Annotated in this window: 15 protein-coding genes and 1 tRNA gene; 4 read left to right on the top strand and 12 right to left on the bottom strand. The window is 60.5% G+C overall.

Annotation, left to right across the window (positions count from 1 at the left end):
- The first annotated feature begins 39 nt into the window (after nucleotides 1-39).
- A complete protein-coding gene (locus I6F33_RS09105; RefSeq protein WP_225142099.1) occupies nucleotides 40-864 on the top strand; it encodes an SDR family NAD(P)-dependent oxidoreductase in 825 nt (274 codons plus the stop codon).
- A 245-nt stretch (nucleotides 865-1109) separates the two neighbouring features.
- On the opposite strand, the gene I6F33_RS09100 is transcribed toward I6F33_RS09105, so the two are convergent.
- A complete protein-coding gene (locus I6F33_RS09100; RefSeq protein ID WP_225142098.1) occupies nucleotides 1110-2822 on the bottom strand; it encodes a tetratricopeptide repeat protein in 1713 nt (570 codons plus the stop codon).
- A 1124-nt stretch (nucleotides 2823-3946) separates the two neighbouring features.
- Between I6F33_RS09100 and I6F33_RS09095 the strand changes: the two genes are divergently transcribed.
- Complete coding sequence (locus I6F33_RS09095) at nucleotides 3947-4945, top strand: DUF2806 domain-containing protein (RefSeq protein ID WP_225142094.1); 999 nt, start codon at nucleotides 3947-3949, stop codon at nucleotides 4943-4945.
- A 447-nt stretch (nucleotides 4946-5392) separates the two neighbouring features.
- Nucleotides 5393-6223, top strand: a complete 831-nt coding sequence (locus I6F33_RS09090) for a hypothetical protein (RefSeq protein WP_225142093.1) — start codon at nucleotides 5393-5395, stop codon at nucleotides 6221-6223.
- A gap of 245 nt (nucleotides 6224-6468) precedes the next feature.
- Here the strand turns inward: I6F33_RS09090 and I6F33_RS09085 are convergent, their stop codons facing one another.
- From I6F33_RS09085 to I6F33_RS09040, 10 genes are all read right to left on the bottom strand, one after another.
- Entirely contained in the window at nucleotides 6469-7092 is a 624-nt protein-coding gene (locus I6F33_RS09085; protein WP_225142091.1) for a hypothetical protein, read from the bottom strand.
- Nucleotides 7089-8135, bottom strand: coding sequence for a hypothetical protein (locus I6F33_RS09080; protein WP_225142089.1), 1047 nt, complete (start codon nucleotides 8133-8135; stop codon nucleotides 7089-7091). The genes I6F33_RS09085 and I6F33_RS09080 overlap by 4 nt, the downstream gene beginning before the upstream one ends.
- A 900-nt stretch (nucleotides 8136-9035) precedes the next feature.
- Complete coding sequence (locus I6F33_RS09075; protein WP_225142079.1) at nucleotides 9036-9251, bottom strand: hypothetical protein; 216 nt, start codon at nucleotides 9249-9251, stop codon at nucleotides 9036-9038.
- Nucleotides 9252-10116: 865 nt separating this feature from the next.
- A complete protein-coding gene (locus tag I6F33_RS09070) occupies nucleotides 10117-10329 on the bottom strand; it encodes a hypothetical protein (RefSeq protein WP_225142077.1) in 213 nt (70 codons plus the stop codon).
- Complete coding sequence (locus I6F33_RS09065) at nucleotides 10326-10553, bottom strand: hypothetical protein (protein WP_225142074.1); 228 nt, start codon at nucleotides 10551-10553, stop codon at nucleotides 10326-10328. The genes I6F33_RS09070 and I6F33_RS09065 overlap by 4 nt, the downstream gene beginning before the upstream one ends.
- Nucleotides 10550-10771 carry a hypothetical protein gene (locus tag I6F33_RS09060; RefSeq protein ID WP_225142072.1) on the bottom strand — a complete coding sequence of 74 codons (222 nt, stop codon included), beginning with the start codon at nucleotides 10769-10771 and terminating at the stop codon, nucleotides 10550-10552. Before I6F33_RS09060 ends, I6F33_RS09065 begins: the two co-directional genes overlap by 4 nt.
- A gap of 11 nt (nucleotides 10772-10782) precedes the next feature.
- Complete coding sequence (locus tag I6F33_RS09055; protein WP_225142480.1) at nucleotides 10783-11787, bottom strand: phage major capsid protein; 1005 nt, start codon at nucleotides 11785-11787, stop codon at nucleotides 10783-10785.
- A 138-nt stretch (nucleotides 11788-11925) separates the two neighbouring features.
- The gene (locus I6F33_RS09050) at nucleotides 11926-12417 is read right to left on the bottom strand and encodes a hypothetical protein (protein ID WP_225142070.1); all 492 of its coding nucleotides are present in this window, start codon (nucleotides 12415-12417) and stop codon (nucleotides 11926-11928) included.
- A 64-nt stretch (nucleotides 12418-12481) separates the two neighbouring features.
- Nucleotides 12482-15220 (bottom strand): hypothetical protein, encoded by a 2739-nt coding sequence (locus I6F33_RS09045; RefSeq protein WP_225142068.1) that lies wholly within the window; start codon nucleotides 15218-15220, stop codon nucleotides 12482-12484.
- A gap of 61 nt (nucleotides 15221-15281) precedes the next feature.
- Nucleotides 15282-15506 (bottom strand): AlpA family transcriptional regulator, encoded by a 225-nt coding sequence (locus I6F33_RS09040; RefSeq protein WP_225142066.1) that lies wholly within the window; start codon nucleotides 15504-15506, stop codon nucleotides 15282-15284.
- A 563-nt stretch (nucleotides 15507-16069) separates the two neighbouring features.
- Here I6F33_RS09040 and I6F33_RS09035 point away from each other — a divergent pair.
- Nucleotides 16070-17728, top strand: a complete 1659-nt coding sequence (locus I6F33_RS09035; protein ID WP_225142478.1) for a recombinase family protein — start codon at nucleotides 16070-16072, stop codon at nucleotides 17726-17728.
- Here I6F33_RS09035 and I6F33_RS09030 read toward each other — a convergent pair.
- Nucleotides 17685-17761, bottom strand: a tRNA-Met gene (locus I6F33_RS09030). The genes I6F33_RS09035 and I6F33_RS09030 overlap by 44 nt on opposite strands.
- Nucleotides 17762-18153: the final 392 nt, after the last annotated feature.

Raw genomic sequence — 18153 nt, 5'->3', positions numbered from 1 at the left:
TTCAATGTCGCAGCGGAGTGACATAGCAGGAAGAGGATCATGGCATCGCCTGACAGGACGAGGATTTTGGCTGGGCAGGTGGCCCTGGTGACCGGCGCAGGGCGAGGGCTCGGCCGCGCCTTTGCGGAAAAGCTCGCCGCGCTCGGTGCCAGCGTCGCGATACACGGCATGCGCGAGAACGGACCGGCCGAATATGGCGAGGGCACGACGCTCACTGCCGTTGCCGCGGAGATCAGCCGGGAATTCGGCGTGAGCACCGTGCGCGTGCTTGGCGATCTCACCAGGACCAACGATATCTCGCGGGTGATTGCCGAAACCGAGGCGGCTCTCGGTCCGATCGACATCCTCGTGCACAATGCGGGCGGCGATATCGCGGCTGCGGGTGGCAAGCCCGATCCGAACGATGCCGTGAACATCAAGGAAGCCGACATACGGGCCGTGCTGGAGCGGAACCTGCTCTCGACCATCCTGACCTGCCAGGCGGTCGCGAAGGGCATGATGGAGCGGCGGCGCGGCCGCATCGTCACGCTCGGCTCGGTCGCCGCCTTCACGGGCCGCACCAACGGCTCGATCTATGCGGTGGCGAAGGCCGGCGTGACGCATTACACGCGTTGTCTTGCCGACCAGCTCCGTGCCTACGACATCGCCGTCAATTGCATCGCGCCCGGCGACACCCGCACCGGCCGATTTCTTGGCACCCGAGCGGTCGACCCCAACCGGATGGTCGAGACCGGGACGCTCGACCGCATCGCCACCGTCGATGAGGTCGCGCGCGTGGTCGAGTTTTTTGCAGGACCCATGGGTGCCTTCGTCTCGGGCCAGGTGTTGCGGATCGACGGCGGTGGACAGGCGTGGCCGGCGTGAGCGGCCGAAAATGTCACCCATGTCGCAAGTCCGATTGCCGGGCACGATGCGTGACCCGCGGACAGGGCGCTTGCGCCGATGGACCAGGGGGCAACATGCCTCCGACAGGCGCCACTCATTGCAGGCGACCTAGCAGCGCCGTTCGTCCGCGCAAGGATGAGCCCGGATGGGCGGGGTGTACGATATTCCGAAATTCGGCTCAATACCGTGAATTTTGGCCGGCGCGACAGCCAAAGCCTTGCGTCTCATTTCCCGGCAACGAAGTAAAAATCCTGCCGGCCCGAGACCGATCCGTAGCTGAACGGTTTTTGTGCACGATTGGTCGCCTCCATGACGTCGTCACGCACGACGTCGAACAGCCGACGCACCTCGAGACCGGGCTTGCGCATGTTGTTGACGAACGCCGTGGCGAACGGGCTGTTCCTGCCCGCTCCGTCGAGCGCCATCTCTCCGTCCTTGGCGGCATACACCACCAGCGTGCCCGCCTCGGGCTCGATCGCCGCAAGGCCGCGCGACACCGAACGCGACGCCAGCGTCATGGTGCGCTTCATCCGGTTGGCGAAGGGATTGTCGCGGCAGGCATCGAGGACGATGAGGCGCAGCCGCTTGGCGCGTTCCGCCGCGTTCAACACCTGATCCAGCGCCACGGCTTCGAAGCTGACGTCGCGGTCGGATACGATCTTCGCGTCGATCGGAATCAGGTAGTTGACGCCGCCGACCTCCATGCCGTGACCGGCGTAATACACCATCGCCCAGTCGGCGATTTCCGCCCGCCTTGCAAAGTCGCGCAGCGCCGCGGTCAACGCATCCTTGCGCAGATCGGTCAGCAGCGTGACGGAATCGAATCCGGTGAGCTTGAGCGTTTCGGCGACGAGCGTCGCATCGCGCGCCGGATTGGCGAGCGCTGCGACATTCTCATAAGCGGAGTTTCCGACCACGAGCGCGATGCGCCTGTCATTTCGACTTGAAGGTCCCGGCAGCGCGATGACCGACGTGGTGGTGGCGGGAACGGTCTTGATGGACGTATCGTCCAGCGCGGCGAGGCGTTCGCGCGCCTTGTCCATCGCCCATTTCGCGCTGTCGTACTTTTGCGGCGCAGCCAGAGCTGCGTTGAAGTCGGCGCGGGCCTTTGCGACCTCGCCCAGCTTCTCGAACACCATTCCGCGGTTTACCAGCGCGCTCTGATGTTGCGGATCATTGCGCAGCGACTCATTGAAATCGGCGAGGGCTTGATCGTACCTGCCCTGAAGGAGATAGATGTCGCCGCGGTTGTTGTAGGCCAGCGTCGTCCTCGGCAAAAGCCGGATCGCCTCGCTGAAATCGGCCACGGCACGCTCGGACTGGCCGGTGTCCCGATAGGACAGTCCGCGATTGTTGAACGCATAACCGTAGGTCGGGTCAATGCGAATGACCTCGGAGTATTCGGCGATCGCCCGGGTGTGGTCGCCCTTGCCGGCATAGAGCCGCCCTCGATTGAAGTAGGCGAACTTGAACCTCGGATTGATGCGGATCGCTGCGTTGTAATCCGAAAGCGCGCGCTCGGAATCACCTGCAGCGGCATAGGCCATGCCGCGGTCGTTCAAGGCGTTCAGATTGTTTGCATCGAGCCGGATCGACTGGGTCAGGTCGGCGATAGCCCGATCCACCTCGTTCCGGCGAAGCAGGACGGCGCCACGATGCTGCCAGGCAAGCGCGTATTTCGGATCGATGCGGATGGCCTCGCTGAAATCGGAGATGGCGCGATCGTAGTCGCCCTTGTCGCCATATTCGGCACCGCGATTGTCGAACGCCACGGCGTCGCGCCCGCCGCTCTTTGCGATCAGCCGCGAGCACGCGGCGATGCGGTCGTCATGGCCGCGCTGCGCGCAGATTGTCCGATCGTCTGCGGCCGCACGATCAGCGGCTGCCAGAGACGTGAAGAAAAAGAAACTGAAAACCAGTGCAATCCGATTCCGCATGGTCGCCACCCTGCCTCCGAGCCGCAGTATAGACAGGAAAGGCGGCCGTGCCTGTGATGGTGATCACAGAACCGTCGGTTGCCAAAGCTCGGAGCGGGGCATCAACATCACGCAGATGCGGCGCCGCGCCGCGGTCACCCCAGCCACACGTGCCATTCGCCACTCAGCCTCGATTCCAAATGCGGGACGCAGCTCCGCATTCTCGCGGCGCATGTCGCCCGAGCTTTGCCTGGTCACTCCACCCTCTCAAAGCCAAGAGGGCACAGGGAAGGCCGGGTGCTGACATCGCACCCGCGGTCTGCTGCGCAAAATGCACACGCAGAAAACCGCACAGCAGCATACAGGTGGTGCCGATCACTCGGCCTTCCCTGCGCGATGGTCGGACGGCTTATGCCGTGCTCTCCCGGGAGCCGAGTTCCTTCTGGCCTCCCTCGCGCTCACGGAATTCACCGGCACCCGCGCCGGTTGACGCGAATGCCGCCTCCGCAAGAACTTGACCGTAGCAACGACGGCCAGGACCACACGGTTTTGCCGTACGCACGGCCCGCCATTTCGCCCGCAGTATTCCCGATGCCGTCGACAGCGCCGGAAACTTGCAAGACGAGACGAAACCTAGCAGCGCCGTTCGTCCGCGCGCGGCCGCGAGCTCACCGGGGACTACCCTCCCTGCCCGCACCATCTCGCGCCCGAGGCTGCCGCGTCCACCGCAAGCCCGGCTCGCGATCAAGACGACGACGCGATCGCCCCTCAGGATGAGCCGGGATGGGCGGGGTGTACGAGGTTTCCGAAATTCGGTAAAGAGGAATCTTTTTGTGGGGAGGGGGTTGACGGGCTGGCGGCGGCGTTTTTTGCCCGACGAGACAAGATACCCCCCCGAACCGACGCAGTAAGCACGTCAGCCAAGGTCTTGCCTTTCATTGGAGTAGGACTCCGCTGCTGCCAATCAACCGCTGGTCGATTATAGCTGGCTCGTTACTCCTTTCTTTTCAGCCTCGAGCTTCAGCCGCTTACTAATGGATGGATAAACACGGACCTTGACTGTTGCTAACTCACGCTTTGTCATACAACCCATTGCACCACACGTAGCACTTGCGCAATCTTCGTTATCCACAAAGGTTCACGCCATGGCGAACGAATTGGAGTCTGTTGATCCGGCAGGCGGCTCCGGGGTCCTGGATAAGATCAAGGAAGTTATCGGCGCCGTAAACCTTCCGAAGGTTATAGCCGGTCCAGCAGGTGAAGCCATATCGCGGCTCATCGCAGGTGGGGCCGATATTCCCGCTGCATGGCTCGAACAAAAAGCAAAAGCGATTCGCAACAAGACTGAAGGGCAAGCGCTCGTCTCCAAGACACTTGCTGGAGCCGCGGCCGAGTTGGTCAAGAACGATCCCGCCCTAGTGCAGCGAGCAGCCGATGCCTTCATTGCAAAAGAAATCCGACATCAACACAACCGAGAAACAATCGCCCTAAAAGCAATTGAGCATCTAAAGGAAACACCGGAAGCACAAACTTCAACACTCGACGACGACTGGCTCAACATGTACGCCCGTCACGCTCAGGAAGCCTCCTCAGACCGGATGCAAGATCTGTGGGCCAAGGTTCTCGCGGGCCAATTGCGGACTGCAAACTCCTTCTCACTCCAAACACTTCGATTCATTTCGGAACTGGACGAACCGACCGCCTCCTTGTTTGAGAAGTGGTCAGCAAGAGTAATGAATGGCCAACTGATTCCGTTTCCACCAAGGGAAGGACTTGAGTTTGGTGAACTACTGCGATTGGAGGAGGCGGGGCTTGTCAGCGGCACTGCCGGCAATTTGTCGAACAGAATTGCAGACGAACACCTTGTCACAATCAAAGAGGACAACTTGGCCTTCCTACAGTTTCGGCCGGTTCACTTGGTGCTGTATGCTCGGAAGCCATTCTCCGCCAATATACCGTGTCTCGTTCTGACTAGGGTCGGTCGAGAACTATATCCCATCACCAAAGGCCAGACTGACGTTGAGGTACTGAAATTCTTAGTACAGCAGCTTCCTAAGCATAATGTCCTCAAGTTACTCGCACTAGCTATTCCGGGCCAAGCGCAAAGCATGGAGCTTTGGAAAGAAACGTCGGCGCAACAGTAAGCAGGAAACACGGCCCTGCTTTCCGTCATGTGGACATTCGGGATCAACTGAAGGCGGCGGGACTTACACAGGCAGAGCTCGCAAAGCGGCTGGGCCGTTACCAAATCATATGTCGCGTTGATCGAAGGCGGAGAAGTGAGGATCGGGTTCTTGAATTCCTCGACCTAGCGAAGGCTGGCTGTGACCCGACCTTGGCCATCAGGAAATTATCAAGGATCGATAGCAACTCTTCAGGATGCCCGCAAAGCACTCTCAACCAAAAAGTCTGGTTTATCACCGGCACTTAGCAGGGGTTGCATAGGGAACCAACCGCCGCTAAGGTGCTTGGACGTCAACAAAAAAGCGCCCTTCCGAAGAAGGGCGCTTCTATTTGGGAAGTCGAGGATTCGTCCACCCCGAAGGATAACTGCCAATCTGATCTCGACTTTTCGGAACAGAACATAACCATTGCAGCACACAAAGTCAATGTCATTTTCCGCTGAAGAGATTGCAGCCCTTGCGGTTCATTTGTCGCCGGAACGGCTCGCCGCGTTGAATAACCTCACTGGCTCAACCGACCTCGCCGTTGAATTGCATCAAGAAACGCTCAGGCTTGGAGCCTCCTTGATGTGCGTCACGGCCACCATCGAAATTGCATTACGAAACACCGTTTGCGACAATCTCGCGCGCCATTTTGGAAGCCCTGCATGGCTTGTGGCTCCTCCAGCTCCTTTCACTTGGCGTGATACCGAGGAAAAAAGTGTGTCCCGCGCATTAGATAGTGCCCGCCGTGCTGAATATTCCAAACTATCCCAAGCGGATAAAGCTGCGCTAGATGCCGCTGCATTCCCAAGAGGTCGGCCTGCAAATCTTTCCCATCTTGGTCGCGCCAAGGCCCGACGGCAACAAATGCATGTAACCACCGGTAAGGTAGTTGCTGAGCTTACTTTACACTTTTGGAAGCGCCTTTTTGGGCCTGAATATGAGCATTCTCTTTGGCGGCCTACCTTGAAAGCAACTTTTCCGAATAAGCGAATCTCCAGAGCATCAGTCGCTACGCACCTTGAAAACGTCTATCAATCACGAAACAGACTTGCTCACCACGAACCGGTGCTTCACAAACGCTTCGATGACACACTAGAGGCCGTAGAGTTCATTATCGAAAACCTCAACGCGTCATCGCGGAGCGCCGAAACTCCCTTAGCGAAACTTCTGGCAACCGAGATTGCGGGGGTTAAAGCCAAGTCGAAGGAGCTACATGATCGGCTAGCGGCGTTTCGCTTGCCTGCTACGCCCTAAAGAAAAATCGGCCGGCTCTCAACGCGACTCGCTAGCAATAAATGCTTAAGCGTACTTGGTAGCGGGGGAGCGCTACCTACGTCCCCCCCGACAGTTTTCTGCTGAGTTTATGGTGTCTGTGGCCTAGCTCCGCTCCAAGCAACCTTCTCCCCTTGTGGGAGAATGAGGTTCGATCTACCGCGTTGAGGTAAGCAGGAACGTGCGCTTGCGTCCGTCCCGCGCCTCTTGCAGCCGGTTCCACGCCCTCACGCCGAAGACGCTGCGCGCTGGCGTTGCGCCGCTCTCTGTTTGGCTGCCGTACGCAAAAGTGATCTTTGCACGCGAACGCATTCCTCGAAGGAAATTCCGCGCTCTGTGTACCAGTTGATTTCCATTGCGAAGGCGAGCTGGTGGGCCACGTTCTGCAGCGCCTTCAGCATATCCTGTTTCAGCTTTCTCGCTTCGGCGATTTTCACCGGGGTTATCTCTAGCGTCGTGAGAACCGGCGGTTGGAACGCCTGAGCCTTGGCGATCTTGGTGGACTTTTTGTGCCGCACCAGCTTCCCCTTTGGGACAAACCACGGCGCGTGAACGAACGCATTCCTACGACCGCGAAGGTCGTTGTCGATCACGTTGAGATTGGCAATGACGGCTTCGTACCAGCCATCGGATTTGCCCCTGCGGATGAAAGCAAGCGCCTTCAGCATCTGCACCTTCTGCCGAATATCGGTGCTGCCCATGATCGCGTTGGCTGCATGGCCTTCTTCCAGCGGTGCCAACTGGGTGATCAGCGAATCGATGGCATCTTCCAGCCAAGCCCAATAGATGCTGATGTAGCCCAGCTCTAGGGCGACGCGCTGGAGTGGCTTGCCGTGAGGGTCTCTACTCACTGTTCGTCAGATCGGTCGGTAGTGTCGGCAAGCGCGGGCGGCTTAGTCGTTTGCAACAGTTGAACCGATTTAACTTCGCCATCGATCTCACGAAACGCAAGCTCCATCCAAATCGAATCGCGGCTATCGAGTGCCTCAAAGATCGCTTTTCTCGACGGGTCTGAGAACAGAGTATCTCCGAACTTGATCCGATACTGCTGCTTCTTATCAGGGCTGCTGATGAGCACGCTTAACTCGTGCGGGTCGCTGGTGTTGATGTCGAGGACGCGCATCCTTTGCTTCGCAATGCGCAACTCCGGTTTCTTTCGAGGCGTGGTCCGCAGCAATTCGGCTTCCTGCCGCGTCAGATGGGTATCGTTTATCGAACTTTCCGAAGTCTTGGATGCTGCCTTGAGCAAAGCATCGTTTGTTGCTGCGATGGCCTCCAGCGCACGGCTGCCAATCTCACCTTGCTTCTCCAATACGCTGGTAATCTTCTTCAGAGCTTCTAATTGACCAGACGAGCCGAGACTGAGCGCCTTCAATGCTTCGATATGGTCTTTGCTCTTCAGCTCCTCAATCTTGATCGCTTTCTGCTCTTCAAGCCATGCCGTGAAAGCCCAGTTGCCGCCCACAAGGGCCGCAACAGATACGAGAACGATGGCTGCCTGCTTGCCGTTCAGCTTTCCGATCATTTGCTTTAATAGTCCCGGGAGGATTCTTTCCAATTTAGCCGTGAGATTAGAGCTGCCATCGGTGACGAGCACGCTGATTTGAAGGTCAGCTTTCGTCGCTTCAGACAGCTGCCCGGCATCAGCTAGTCCGGCGGACGCTTGAGCAGCCAATCTGTAGATTTGCTTCTGTAGCTCAAGAAACGCCTCCATGAACGGCGGCGTGATGCTCGATGAGACCTCGGGATGAGGTATGTAGACATGAACCTGCGGCCAGTCGCCTAAGTCCAGCTGTTCGAATTCAGAACTAAAAGGATCGTCAATCTTCTCTAGCTCATCGAGCAGCTGCAATACTGCTTGCGGCGAGCTATCCCGCAACGCCAATAATGTCACCGGCCAACGCTCCCTGCCCGCGTCGGAATCAATCGGGATATGTTATCAGTTCTGACCGGCTCTGTGCGATAGGAAAGTTGGGGGCTTCTACTTTAGGTTAATTCGCGCGTACAGCTCTCCGCTCCAGCTCCCGCCAGAGCCGCTGCCCTTCGCGGTGCCATGTCGCGCCGCCGCTCTCCGGCGGATAGTCTGACGGCTCATCCGGGCTGAGAATAGCGGGCCACTTGTGCGGCTTGAGCTGCAGCTCATCATGCAAGTCGCTATGCAGTCGCCACCATTCGTCGCACACCGGGCAGCGCCTGGTCATCACCTCGCAGACGCAGCCCACTGTCAGATTGATTGTCACCGCGCGCCAGCTTCGCGACAGCCCGAAAGATTTGCTAAAGGCGCGAACGTGAGCGCTCTTCGAGCCGCTGAATCTCGCCTGGTGTAAGCCTGCGTCGGAAGCGGTTTCTTAACTTCTTCAGCGGCGTTAGCGACGGACGATCACGCAGGAGCCCGTCTAGCGGCTTGGCCCTCTTCCACCGGTCCGATCTCCGCCTGCAAAACTCGTAAATGATAGCCAGTAACGTCGCGAGACCTGTTAGCAGACAAAGGAAAAAATACAGGTTGGGATTGTGCCAACTCATGTTCAGCGCCCCAGTATCGATCAAGTATCTCAAAAAATGAGACATCTGACAAACCTGCCGATGCCTTCATCGTTAAGCCAGCCTCCGCGGCATCCCTCCGGTAGGCGATCAGAGGTCCGCGAGCCGTGGGCGAACGCGCCCTCGGCCCCTCTGATCGATGTCGCTATGCCCTCAATAGCGGCGTGAAAGCGGACATCACACGAGGTCGCAGATAGGCCACGAGCGGAAGTCAGCGTTGGCGAAACAATAGAGGCCGTCAAAAGAGGCGGCCTTACTTTTCTAGCTCTTTCAAGATGCGCTCGCGGTGCTCAATGTGCTGCAACTGAGCGGCGAAGAAATTGTTTAAGAGCTTCTGAGCTTCAGTCGTGTCGGCTCCTCGGTGAGCAAGACGCACGATCCGCTGCTCCTGCTCCGCAATGCGGCGCTCTCCTTCGGAGATATGACGCTGGGCCTGTTCCAGATGCCGAAGCTCCATTGCACGGTCCATGGCTACTCCGCTGCATCTTGGACTGTGCGAATTAGTTCAGCGCGTCGGGCCAAGTCATCGTAAGTCTTAGCGACTTTACGCAAACTTTCTCTTGTCTCAGCATACTCGCAATTGTCCGCCTTGGCTCGAAACTCCTCCGCTCTCATCTGCCAGTAGCGAGGCGGGTGCATACGCTCGATACCCATGACGCCATCCCCGGATGGTTGCATGTTTATCAACTTGCGTTGGTTTTTGGAGTTCCATCAAACTAGGCGCTGCTTTTCAAAGTAGGCCACAGAGGTTGGAACAGGCCAGTGCCCGCGTCTAAACGGACGTGAAGCCAGCAAAATCGAGACCGGCAAGTCCGCTAGGGGTCACTATCAGGCATGCCGGACCTGCCCGAGCATGGTCCGTTATGGCCCAAAAGCGGGCTCTCGGATGCGGCCCTAGTCGGGTGTTGTTGGCGAGGTGCCGGGGCGATGCGCGCTCCGAGCCGGGCGGCCCCTTTCAAAGCCGCCCAGCTCTGCGCACCTCCCGTACATCCGAGGAGGCGCAAACTTGTCAGTTTGCTTCTTTCGCGCGCCGGAGCGCGCGAAGCTCGTCAATGATGCGGCCGTAATCGACCTCCGGCACGGTCTTGAGCCACTCGTCTGAGCGCTGCTTTCGTTCGCGCCATTCAGCTTGAGCGGCCGCTAACCGCGCGGCACGGAGCCGAACGCTGAACCGACCGTGCTTCAAGGCGTTCTGGTTGCCGGGCTGGGCGCCTCGTCTCTTGGGCATTCGTTCCCGACCCTTTCTCAGAATCTGCGCCGTCTAACCTTGAACCTACCCACCGATCTAGCGCCCCCCAAGGCGTTGGATTCCGCCATGCCCCCCCCGTCGCCGGTCAATGGATCGTGAGCACGCCCAGCAAAGCCGCCGCCTCGCGCGCTCGCGCTAAGGCCCGCCCTGGTTCATCTTCACTCATCAGCTCGGCGGCATCGCGGAGGAGCGCAACGGCTTGTTCTATCTCCAGGGCAGCTTCACCGAACCGTCTTATGCCGGCGCGCAGCTCAGCCGCGCTCGCCCGGCACTGCCGAGCTGATTCAACCAACGTCATTCAGCACGCCCCGCGATCAAGATCGCGGTCCTCTCCGGCGCCAGAGAACGCTCAGAAGGTGCCGCAACACTCGCCTCCAGATCGGCGATGCGGTTCGCCTGAATCTGCAGAGCGCGGCGCATCAGCTCGAACTGACGCTCGATGTGCTCGCGCTCGGCTTTCTGCACGCGGGCAACTTCCTCGCCGATCATCGCCGCGAAATGCTCCAGGTCGACCGCCATCATGCACCACCATTCCGCCGCCGAGTTTCGTTGATGTATTCCTGAGCCGACTCCGCACGCTCGCGCCGAGCCGGGTCATTGAGCCAACGCCGATGCTCCGCAGCCTGTTGCTCCAGCCGCTCAAGTGTGTCGGCAGCCGTCGCGAGCACTCGCTCGCGGCGAGCTGCCGGATCATCCGCTTCGGTTTTGGCTTGCCCGCCGTTGAAGGAATAATCCGGCATCCCTCCCACCATCACCAAGTCACAGCGTCGGTATAGGCGACGCAAGTCGCGCGACGCTTGGCGAATGCGAGGTCGTGCAACAAGCGGAACGCCGTTGAAGCGGTTTGCCACAGACTGCGAACGGGATCGGCCGTGGTCGGACCGGTGTCGCTCACGATTTCGAGCGGCACGTCAGACATGTGCAACGTGGCGGCATTGGCGGCCTCGATCTCCGGCGCCGGGCCTGTCGACACCAACAAGGCGGCAGCGTCTGCTGCAATGACGCGATCGGCCGGGACCGCCGCGCTGGCCGCCACGTCCAGAGAGGCGGCCAGGACAGGATCGAGGATGCGCAGCTTGGCGAGACGCTTCGGAGCCATGACGAAGGTGACGTTGCCGCTGCCGCCATCTGCGACAGTGGCGGCGAGGTCAATCAAGTCCTGCTTCATCGCCGCGCTGTCAGCACCAGGGACTCCGGTGCCGGCGGTCACGCCGTAGAGCAGCCCGGCAGGTGCGGCGCTCGTGGCAGCACTTGTCGAGAACAGCGCGCTGTCGAGGCCCGCGGCCAGGTCTTCGCGGAGCATCTGTGCGAAGATGCGTTCGGCATCCGACCGCTTCGCCAATTCGCGCGTGAAGGGGATGATCACGCCCATCTTTTTCGCCGGGCCAATCTGGACGGCATCGAAGGCGTAGTTGCTGAGCGCCATGGGCGAATTCTCGGCGACGAAGCCCGGCGCAGTGGCGCCGACCCGCGTCGGATATTTCGTGGTGTCCTCCGGATTGGTCGTAACTGCCGGCGTCGCCAAGGCGATCAACCGCGCGGCGCCCGAATACGGCGCGAGATCGTGGAGGTATGCCCCGAACGACTGCTGAGCCAACTCAGCAGCCCAACCAGAGCCGGCCGTCGATCCAGGTGCCGCCACAGCGCGGGCCACGATCTCCTTTGCAACCGGATCATCGCAAGGAACAAATGGATCGATGTCCTCATGCTCGCGCTGGAGGGCATGGCGCTGCGCGAGCGCGAAACACGCGCGCATGAAGGGTACGCCGGAAGCCTTGGGATAGTCGGCGCGAACAGGGATCGGTCGCGGGCCTTTGGTCATAGGCAATTCTCGTGGTGCATCGTGAGCCTGACCGATAAGACCACGTTTGCACTGATTTGGACGTAGACGCGTCTACGATGAGCGCTTCTTTTTTGCGGATGCCAAATACTCAGAGACGATTTCAGTGATGGCGGTAGCGATCTCTCTTTTGTCTTCGCTTTCGGACGCCAGTAGGCGCTGCGCATCGATAAAGTCATCGATCCATTTGTTCGAGACGGGTACAAGCACCATACTTACCTGCTCGCGAACATTGGCGCGGTAACGCCTCATTCTTTCGCGGCGCTGCTGCTGCTTTCGCACGCGCTGGGCGCGCTTGCGAGCCGATCCAACGTCATCGGTCATGGTGCGGACTGCCTCCACTGTTCGGCGTAACGCGGCCCCCGACAGAACCGCGACGCCGCCGCATGACCGATGACCTGACTTGACACGAAAAACTTCATCCTTCTCTAAACCTCCTTTCTCTCTGCCTTTTGCCTTCCTTTTCTTCGTGTTTTCATTTCTCCAACCAATAGGATCAAAACTGGTCACTACGGTCACAACACCCCAAAAGGCGAATGCACCCAAAGCCTTGTCTCGATGACCGCGATGATGACACTTGGCAACGCATCGAGCTTCGATGGGTCACTGGTCAGTGCCCCGACACCTCACCAGCATCATCATTCTGGTCATTCGTGACCCGATCCGCGTGGTGCTCGCGCATCTCGGTCACGCTCTCCTTGTTGTCCCAGGACGGCGGGATCAGCCCATTGACCTCGCTCACGGGATCGGTCGCGTTGCCGACCTTGCCCTCAAACAGCCGGCTCTGGTAACCGATCTTGTGATAGTCGAGACCTGCATCGTTGAGCGCGACACCACAATAGTACCGGCTCTTGCCGTCGCGCATGTCCTTCCTGTCCATACCGATGCGACCATCGCCGATTGCTTGCAGTGCCTTGCTGATCGCCTCGTTGCTCGGTAGGCGCCGATCTTCGCCTTTCATCTCCACGAACCACGCCGAATGCGCCAGACAAAAGTCGGCAATCTTCACGCGTGCCATCGGGTCGTACTCGATACACTCGTCCAGGAAGCCCGCCACGAGGTTGCTGTCGTTGTGGATCGTCCTGGCGGTCTCGGCGATGCTTTCCGTGCTCGCGATCGAACCGCGCTCCAGCGCCCTCCTGAGCCCGGCAATCGCCCAATTGAGCACGCCCGCCAGCTCAGTGGCGACGATGAACTCGCCGGGCTTGTTGAAGCCGCGCCGGATCGCCTCGGCGGCGGCGCCGATCGGCTTGGCGGTGTCGAACTTGCGCGTCACCTCGATCACGATCATGCGGTCGACGATGGCGCGCGTCGCCTCCTTGAACTGCGGCTGGAAATTGGTCGCCCAGAAGATCGGCGCGCGCACGATCTGCTGCATCATGGGGCCGTTCTTGATGTTGATCTGCACCGGATCGCCGGTCACGACGGCCTTGACCGTTTGCGAGATGTGCCACTTGCCGGTGAACGCCTCGTGCAGCACCCAGGGCGCGCGACGCTGGAACGGCATCAAGCCATGCGTGCTGTCGATGGTGCCGATGCCGGCGCTGATCGGATTGCCGCCGAACAGCCCGCTCGTGACATCGAGCACGCCACTCTTGGCGCGGTTCTCGTTGCCCCAGAACACGCACGCCTTCGACAGCGCGCGCGGCTTGCGATCGATCAGCGCGGCGCCCATCAGCTCCTGCACCACGCCGACCAGGGCGCGTTGGTCGGCTTCCTTCCGATCGCCGAACATGTCGGCAATCATGGTCTCCCACCACGGGCATTCCGCGGCCGGATCATAATCGACCTCGACGCGCCACGTGCAGAAGTGCTCCGGGCGCGCCGGCTCCAGCTCGCCCGTCTTGGGATCGACGAGCCCGGAGCGGGTCGGAATTTTGCCATGCTGATCCCAGGGCAATTCACCCTCGCGCCACAACTCAGGCCGACGCAGAATCCAATTGCGCGTCTCGTTCACCAGCTTGGTCCCGGTCTTGTAGCCGAGCCGCTCGAAAATATGCTCGATCCGCACGTCGAGCCATTTGGTCTCGTTGCGCAGCTCCCAGATGCCCTTGCTGTAGAACCAATTGCCGTCCTTGGTGTTGATCAGCTCCTCGCCCTCGCTGGCGAAATGCGCGATGACGGCCTTACCGACTGCGATATGCAGCTCCTGCGGCTTCGGCGGGGCCGGCGTGGTCTTCGGCATCTTCACGATGTTGTCGGCCGCGCCCGCGGTGCCGGTCGCCTGCTGCTCGGTCTCGACCTTGCCGACGACTTGCACGCCGCCATCGACGATCTTGAGGCGCGGCTCGGCCTTCTTCTTTTCCTCGATCGGGTGTTTCTTGATCCAGTCGTCGCACATCTTGACGAGGTTGCGCTCCTCAATCCGCCAATTCCAGCGCGTGCCGTAAGTGCCGGCGGCGCGCTGGGTATAGGCGAGCACGGTGGCAACAACCTCATTCTTCGGCACGCCGGCATTGAGCAGCGACGCGGTGCATTGGAGCTGGGTCTGATGTACCGAGCTATCGCCGCCACCCATGAACATCATGCCTTCGAGGCGCTGCTGCACATCGATCGGCGGCTTGAGGTTGAAGCGCTTGGCGTATTGCGCAAAGAAGTCGTCGGGGTCCTCGGGCGCGCCGGCCGGCTCGGCGGATTCGCGGACCTTGCGCAGCATGACCGGCGACTGCTCGCTCAGCCACTCCTCCAGGTCTTCGATGTTATAACGGCGCTCGGGATGCAGCTCGATGATCTCGACCTCGGTGAAGGCACCGTCCTTGGTGTTGTGGGTGCCGGGCAGACGCAGCACGCGCGCCACCTCGCACACCGGCAGATCGCCGGCCGACACGTCGGCGAGCTGACGCAACACCGCTTCGATGCGATCCATCTCGTCCTGGGTCTGCAGCGGCTCCTTCAGGAGCCAATAGCAGTGCACGCCGCCGCCCGAAAACACGATGATGCTCGGCTGGTACTTCAGCCGTGCGATGTGCTTCAGGACAAAGCCGCGCGCCTCGACGGGATCGGTCGGGCAGTCGTAAATCTTGCCGAAGTCCTGGTCGGTCCACAGCGCGGGCGTCTCGACGCAATTCTCCTTGTTGCGCTTGGCGCCGGCCTTGATGGTCGACATCGCGACGAACATGCCGCGGCCGGGCTTGTCCCACTTCTGCATGAACGAGGCGACGTGGCCGAAGTTGCGCGTGGCGACGTGACGCTCGCCGCCTTCGCCGCGCTCATTGGTGAACGAGCAGAAGTACGCCGGCTCCGTGGTATGATCGAAGAGCGTCTTGATGAAGTCGACAGCTCCAAGCGGCGGCTGCTTGGCACTACTGCCTTGCGCGCACGTTGGTGCGCTGGTATCAGCGAGAGACATTCAAGCAATTCCTTGAGAAGATGATGGAAGGGCGGCCTGTGGCGGGCCGCTTTTTCTGCGCCTACGCCGCGCGCTCGGTCACGGTCGCGTTCTCATGCGAGCGCCGCGCAATGGCCGCATCGACCCAATCTTCAATCTCCCTGGCGACCCAAGCCACGCGGTTGGCGGCGATCGGGACACGTTTCGGGAACTTGCCCTCAGCTTCGAGACGATCGATCTGTCGCCGACCAAGCAGAACGCCGCGGTCGCGGAGGTCGGTGAACGGCAACAGTTTCGGATTGCGCATGTCAGCTCCTGTTCTGGTCTAGGCGCGTCTGCAATGGACTGCGCGCGTCGATGGAGCTGACGTAAATAAACTGATTTGCCTGCCTATGGACAAGTCGATCGCTGTTCCTGGTTGATAACCAGCGTTTTGGTGGTGGATAGCGCCACGCAATTTTACGCGGACGCGCCGCCATCAACGCGACACTAAACGTCCTTGCGCGACGTGGCACGACATCGCTGGACATCTGAGTGATCTTGTGCGGACCGGAAGTCCGCCCCTATGGAGTGTAGGCATCGTCGCGCGTGCGTCGCTCTCATCAATCGGCCAACGCGCAAAGTGTGGTTGGCTTGGGACTTCCAGGTGAACAAACACCGTCACTACGAGCCGTTGACGCCGGAGCGCCCATTGCGGGCGTCGGCCGCGGTTGCGTCTGATGAGGCCAAGAATCCTATAATACCATCGCGTCAGCCCGACGAGGCCGTTCTCCGCTACGTGAGAGAGCTTGCCAAGCGGCTCGCTCGCGAGGATCATGAGGCCGAGATCGCGGCCCGCCAAGCAACCCACCCTGCGACGAGCGAGAACCAATGATCCGCGCTGCAATCTACGCCCGCTTCTCGTCCGACCGTCAGAAGGATCGTTCGATTGACGATCAGATCGCCCTTTGTCGCGATCTCTGCGCGCGCGAGGGCATGGCGGTGATCTCGACCTTTGAGGACCGCGCGATGTCCGGCTCTGCCGCCATCAACCGTCCTGGCTTCCAGGCGCTGATGCAGGCGGCAGAGACCAGATTGGTTGATGTCATTGTTGCCGAGGATATGGATCGCATCTTCCGCGATCAGGCTGACTATCATAACGCCCGCAAGCGGCTCGACTTCCTTGGCATCACCATGCACACCGCGACCGGCAAGATAGGCACGATCGATGGTGCGTTGCGCGCGCTCATGAGCGAGCAGTTTATCGAGAACCTGCGAGTGCATACCCGGCGCGGGCTTGAGGGCGTCTTGCGCGATGGTCGGCACGCTGGCGGACGCGCGTATGGCTACCGAGCGGTCAAGGACAAGCCGGGTGAGTTAGAGATCGTTGAGGAAGAGGCCGAGATCGTTCGCCAAATTTTCGCGGATTACATCGCCGGCAAGACGCCGCGCCAAATCGCGCACGACCTCAACAAGCGTGGGGTGCGCCCTCCTCGCGGCCGGCTGTGGAATGGCTCGACCATCAACGGTCACGTTGCGCGCGGCGGCGGCATGATCCTGAACGATCTGTATGCCGGTTGCATTGTTTGGAACAAGGTCAGAATGGTGAAGGACCCGACGACGGGCAAGCGCCTGTCGCGTCCCAATCCGAAAGAGCAATACAGGATCGTCGAGGCGCCGCACTTGCGCATCATCGACGACGCTACCTTCAAGGCGGCACAGGTCATTAAGGTCGAGCGCCGCCGCGATGCGACGCCAGCAACGGCCCAAAAGGCGCGCGCACCGAAGCGAGTGTTCTCCGGATTGATCAGATGCGGTTCGTGCGGCGGTGGCATGTCCTCGGTCGGCAGCGACCGGAAGGGCTTGCGCTTACAGTGCTCAGCTCACCGCGAAAGCGGATCGTGCAATAACAGCCGACGTATTTATCTCGACGACGTTGAAGCGCTCGCCATCAAGGGATTGCGTCAGCACCTCGCGCATCCCGAGGTGATTGCTGAGTTTGTCGACGCCTATAACGTCGAGCGCAAGCGTCTCAAGAAAGAGGCGACCACCGAACGCGCGCGGCTGGAACGGCGGCTCGGCGAGATCGCGCGCGAGATGAAGCGAATCGTTGACTCGATCGTCATCACGGGCATGCCGCCGGAACAGTTCGTCACCCGGATGCAGGAGCTTGAGACCGAGAAGGCCAAGGTCACGGCTGGCCTGGAAAGTGCGAAGGAAGCCGACAACGTGATCGCCCTGCACCCCAAGGCGCTCGACCGCTATAAGCGTGCCGTGATGGAATTAGCGGATCATTTGAGGCGCGGCGCACCGACCGAGTTTGCGACCATCCGCGAGTTGGTGACGGCAATCGTCGTGCATGCCAGCCCGAGCCGACCGGGCGGGGCCGGAACCAAGGCCAGCGCCGAGGATGACCGGAGTGTGCGGATCGACATCAAGGGACGCCTCGACGCACTGTGCGGCAATCCGGGCCTGTTTCCGAGCATGGCTATGTCGGGGGGATCGTTGGTAGCGGGGGAGGGACTCGAACCCCCGACCCCAGGATTATGATTCCCGTGCTCTAACCAGCTGAGCTACCCCGCCACAGGGATCGCGGCGGCGATTTGAGGCCGATCTCGCGAACGCGCGGCATATAAGGAAGGGGGCGGGGGTAAGTCAAGCAAAGTGGTCCGCCTTTTTCCGCCTTCGCCAAGGCTGCGGCGGGACAATGAATGCGGCCTCTTTTCAATCAGTTCGTCATGGCCGGGCTTGTCCCGCCTGCGCGGCCGAAGCCGCTTCGGCGAGGCGAAGGCCCGGCCATCCACGCCTTTCCTTGCACCTCAAAGAACGTGGATTTCAGGGACAAGCCCGGGCACGACGGAAATTGAGGGCGTAACAAGCCGCTATTTCGGCCTCACATTGGGGTCGCCGCCGGGGCTGCCGGGGGGCGGGATCACCGGGGTGTTGCTGTCGGTGCTGGGCGCGGGGGCGTGCAT

Origin of the sequence: Bradyrhizobium sp. BRP20 (genome assembly GCF_020194215.1) — a bacterium.
GTDB lineage: Bacteria > Pseudomonadota > Alphaproteobacteria > Rhizobiales > Xanthobacteraceae > Bradyrhizobium > Bradyrhizobium yuanmingense.
Note: the sequence above shows the minus strand (reverse complement) of the source record. Positions and strands in the feature narration are given on the sequence as shown.

What these genes read in the sequence shown, in the direction of transcription:
- I6F33_RS09105 (WP_225142099.1), top strand. Translation starts at nt 40, where the DNA reads ATGGCATCGCCTGACAGGACGAGGATTTTGGCTGGGCAGGTGGCCCTG.
- I6F33_RS09045 (WP_225142068.1), bottom strand. Translation starts at nt 15,220, where the DNA reads ATGTCTCTCGCTGATACCAGCGCACCAACGTGCGCGCAAGGCAGTAGT.
- I6F33_RS09095 (WP_225142094.1), top strand. Translation starts at nt 3,947, where the DNA reads ATGGCGAACGAATTGGAGTCTGTTGATCCGGCAGGCGGCTCCGGGGTC.
- I6F33_RS09070 (WP_225142077.1), bottom strand. Translation starts at nt 10,329, where the DNA reads ATGACGTTGGTTGAATCAGCTCGGCAGTGCCGGGCGAGCGCGGCTGAG.
- I6F33_RS09040 (WP_225142066.1), bottom strand. Translation starts at nt 15,506, where the DNA reads ATGCGCAATCCGAAACTGTTGCCGTTCACCGACCTCCGCGACCGCGGC.
- I6F33_RS09100 (WP_225142098.1), bottom strand. Translation starts at nt 2,822, where the DNA reads ATGCGGAATCGGATTGCACTGGTTTTCAGTTTCTTTTTCTTCACGTCT.
- I6F33_RS09035 (WP_225142478.1), top strand. Translation starts at nt 16,070, where the DNA reads ATGATCCGCGCTGCAATCTACGCCCGCTTCTCGTCCGACCGTCAGAAG.
- I6F33_RS09065 (WP_225142074.1), bottom strand. Translation starts at nt 10,553, where the DNA reads ATGATGGCGGTCGACCTGGAGCATTTCGCGGCGATGATCGGCGAGGAA.
- I6F33_RS09060 (WP_225142072.1), bottom strand. Translation starts at nt 10,771, where the DNA reads ATGCCGGATTATTCCTTCAACGGCGGGCAAGCCAAAACCGAAGCGGAT.
- I6F33_RS09055 (WP_225142480.1), bottom strand. Translation starts at nt 11,787, where the DNA reads ATGCGCGCGTGTTTCGCGCTCGCGCAGCGCCATGCCCTCCAGCGCGAG.
- I6F33_RS09075 (WP_225142079.1), bottom strand. Translation starts at nt 9,251, where the DNA reads ATGGACCGTGCAATGGAGCTTCGGCATCTGGAACAGGCCCAGCGTCAT.